This window comes from Streptomyces sp. MBT53 (assembly GCF_016654115.1).
Lineage (GTDB): Bacteria > Actinomycetota > Actinomycetes > Streptomycetales > Streptomycetaceae > Streptomyces.
This window is the reverse complement of sequence record NZ_JAEQAZ010000405.1, coordinates 1-2,720: the sequence shown is the minus strand read 5'-3', so window position 1 is coordinate 2,720 and position 2,720 is coordinate 1. Positions and strand designations below refer to the sequence as shown.

Genomic DNA, 2,720 nt, shown 5'->3' with positions numbered 1-2,720 from the left:
TGACGGCGGGCGGGCCCGCCGCCTCCCGCCGAGACTCGGCCAACACACTCATGCCCGCACCCCTCTCACCCTTCCCCATGTCCCGCAAACGCGGTTGATCAAAAGTCAGGAATCTGTGAGGTGGCTGGCAGGACGGATCGGATCCATCACGAATCGGCCTCGGAAGTGGAGTCGCAGCGGCCGAAAAGAGCCCAACGGGTGGCGCAATTGCGGCACATCAACCAAATCCCCAGCCCCCACCCCCACCTGCGCCTTTCCCCATCGTGACGAAGCCGTGATGCGATCACCTTCACAGGTTGATCTCATTTCCCTCGCAGGCCCCTCATGCCTAAGGTCGCCCCACGACGGGCCCTTGTTCTGGAGCGCAACGCCCAGGGGTTCGTTTCGAATGTGGGGACAAGAATGAGAAAACTCGCCATCGGCGCCGCCCTGACCGGTGCCCTGGCCCTGACCGGTCTGGCCGCGCCGCTCGCGCAGGCCGCGACGCCGGATCTGGTCTTCTCGGGTGTGACGGTCAACAAGGGGAAGGCGATCGTCGTCGGCACCACCGCATCGGTGAAGGTGCCCGTGACGTACACGCTGACGCGGCCGGCGGACCTGGTCGTCGACAGCAAGACGACGTTCGCGGGGATCATGCTCTACCGCGGCCGGCTCGCCGACATGGACAACGACATCGAGAGCACCCTCGCGCCGACCTGCACGACGACGGCGACGACGGCCACCACCGTCACCGAGTCCTGCTCCGACACGATCACGATCGACCCGGACGAGAGCCTGTACGAGGCGGCCGACGCGACCACCTGGAACGTCGGCGGTTTCTACGGCCACATAGACATCGACGCGGACGACTCCGACGACAAGATCAGCTCGTCGACCGACTTCGCGGCCTGGGGCGGCAAGGGCAAGGTCAAGATCCAGCGGGCCGCCAAGCTCACCGCAAACGCCTCCCCCGAGCCCGTGAAGAAGGGGAAGACCATCACGGTCACCGGCAAGCTGACCCGCGCCAACTGGGAGGAGGGCACGTACACCGGTTACGTGTCCCAGCCCGCCAAGTTGCAGTTCCGGGCGAAGGGTTCGAGCACCTACACCACCGTGAAGACCGTCACCTCCACCACCGGTGGCGCGCTGAAGACGACCGTGAAGGCGGCCAAGGACGGCTACTTCCGTTACGTCTTCGCCGGCACCGCCACCACCGGCGCGGCCACCGCCGCCGGTGACTACATCGACGTTCAGTAGGACAAGAAGTAACACCAGCTCCTCTCCCACCGCCCCCGCAGGTAACGAGTCTGTTGCCTCGGGGGCGGTGTCTATTGACGCCCCCTTCGTCCCGGGCTTACGTTCCTCCCACCCAATAGGAAACTTTCCTAACAGTGATCACATGACACGCTGGGTGGTTCGAGAGTTCGAGAGGCAGGTGGCGTCGACATGGCAGGAACCTCCGGTACCCCGGGCACGGGTACCCCGGGCACCCCCCGCGTCCTGCGCGCCATGAACGACCGCGCCGCCCTGGACCTCCTCCTGGAGCACGGCCCGCTCTCCCGCACCCGGATCGGCAAGCTGACCGGGCTCTCCAAGCCGACGGCGTCCCAGCTGCTCGCCCGGCTCGAAGCGGCGGGACTCGTGCTCGCCACGGGCACCAGCGAGGGGCGGCCGGGGCCCAACGCCCAGCTGTACGTGGTCAATCCGGGCGCCGCGTACGCCGCCGGGCTCGACGTCACGCCCGAGCGCATCCGTGCCGCCGTCGCCGATGTCACCGGCCGCACGGTGGGCGAGTTCGAGCTCGCCACCCCCGGCCGGCGACCCGCCCAGCCCGTCGTGCGGCAGGTCACCGACACCCTCGACGGGGCCGTCAAGGCGGCGGGGCTCGCGCGGGGCGACATCCACCGCCTCGTCATCGGGACCCCCGGCGCCTTCGACCCGAACACCGGCCGGCTGCGGTACGCCTCCCACCTGCCGGGCTGGCACTCCCCCGCCCTCCTCGACGAACTCGCCGCCGCGCTGCCGATGCCGGTGGAGTACGAGAACGACGTCAACCTCGTCGCCATAGCCGAGCAGCGGCTCGGCGCGGCCCGCGGGCACGGCGACTTCGTGCTGCTGTGGAACGAGGGCGGTCTCGGCGCCGCCCTGGTCCTCGGCGGCCGGCTGCACCGCGGCTGGACCGGCGGCGCGGGCGAGGTCGGCTTCCTGCCCGTGCCGGGCGCACCCCTGGTCCGCCAGGTGACCAAGGCCAACAGCGGTGGTTACCAGGCACTCGCGGGCTCGCAGGCCCTGCCCCAACTCGCCCGTGAACTCGGCATCACCGAGATTCCGACGGGTCCCTACGCCGAGGTCGCCGCCGCCCTCGTCGCCACCGCCGCCGACCACACCACCGGACCCCGGCGGCTCCTGGAGATCTACGCGACCCACCTCGCGACCGGTCTCGCCTCGCTCGTCTCCGTGCTCGACCCCGAACTCGTCGTCCTCAGCGGTGCCTCGCTGACCGCGGGCGGCGAGCCCCTACGTGCCCTCGTCCAGGCCGAGTTGGAGGAGCTGGCGGCGTCCAGGCCCCGGCTCGTCGTCGGCGACGTCCATGAACAGCCCGTGCTGCGCGGCGCGTTGGAAAGCGCGCTGGCAACGACCCGCGACGAGGTCTTCGACACCTCGCGCTGATCCCACCGGCCGACTCCGGTTCCCCCAGACCGGCTTCGGCCCACCCCGACCCACCCGGCTTCCCCAACCAC

At 69.7% G+C, this 2,720-nt stretch carries 2 protein-coding genes; both read left to right on the top strand.

Annotated features, from left to right (window positions below):
* Positions 1–402: 402 nt before the first annotated feature.
* On the top strand, positions 403–1,236 hold the full coding sequence (locus tag JHN45_RS51590) for a hypothetical protein (RefSeq protein WP_201056421.1): 834 nt from the start codon (positions 403–405) through the stop codon (positions 1,234–1,236).
* A gap of 189 nt (positions 1,237–1,425) precedes the next feature.
* The gene (locus tag JHN45_RS51585) at positions 1,426–2,649 is read left to right on the top strand and encodes an ROK family transcriptional regulator (protein WP_201056420.1); all 1,224 of its coding nucleotides are present in this window, start codon (positions 1,426–1,428) and stop codon (positions 2,647–2,649) included.
* The last annotated feature ends 71 nt before the right edge of the window (positions 2,650–2,720 follow it).

What these genes read in the sequence shown, in the direction of transcription:
- JHN45_RS51585 (WP_201056420.1), top strand. Translation starts at nt 1,426, where the DNA reads ATGGCAGGAACCTCCGGTACCCCGGGCACGGGTACCCCGGGCACCCCC.
- JHN45_RS51590 (WP_201056421.1), top strand. Translation starts at nt 403, where the DNA reads ATGAGAAAACTCGCCATCGGCGCCGCCCTGACCGGTGCCCTGGCCCTG.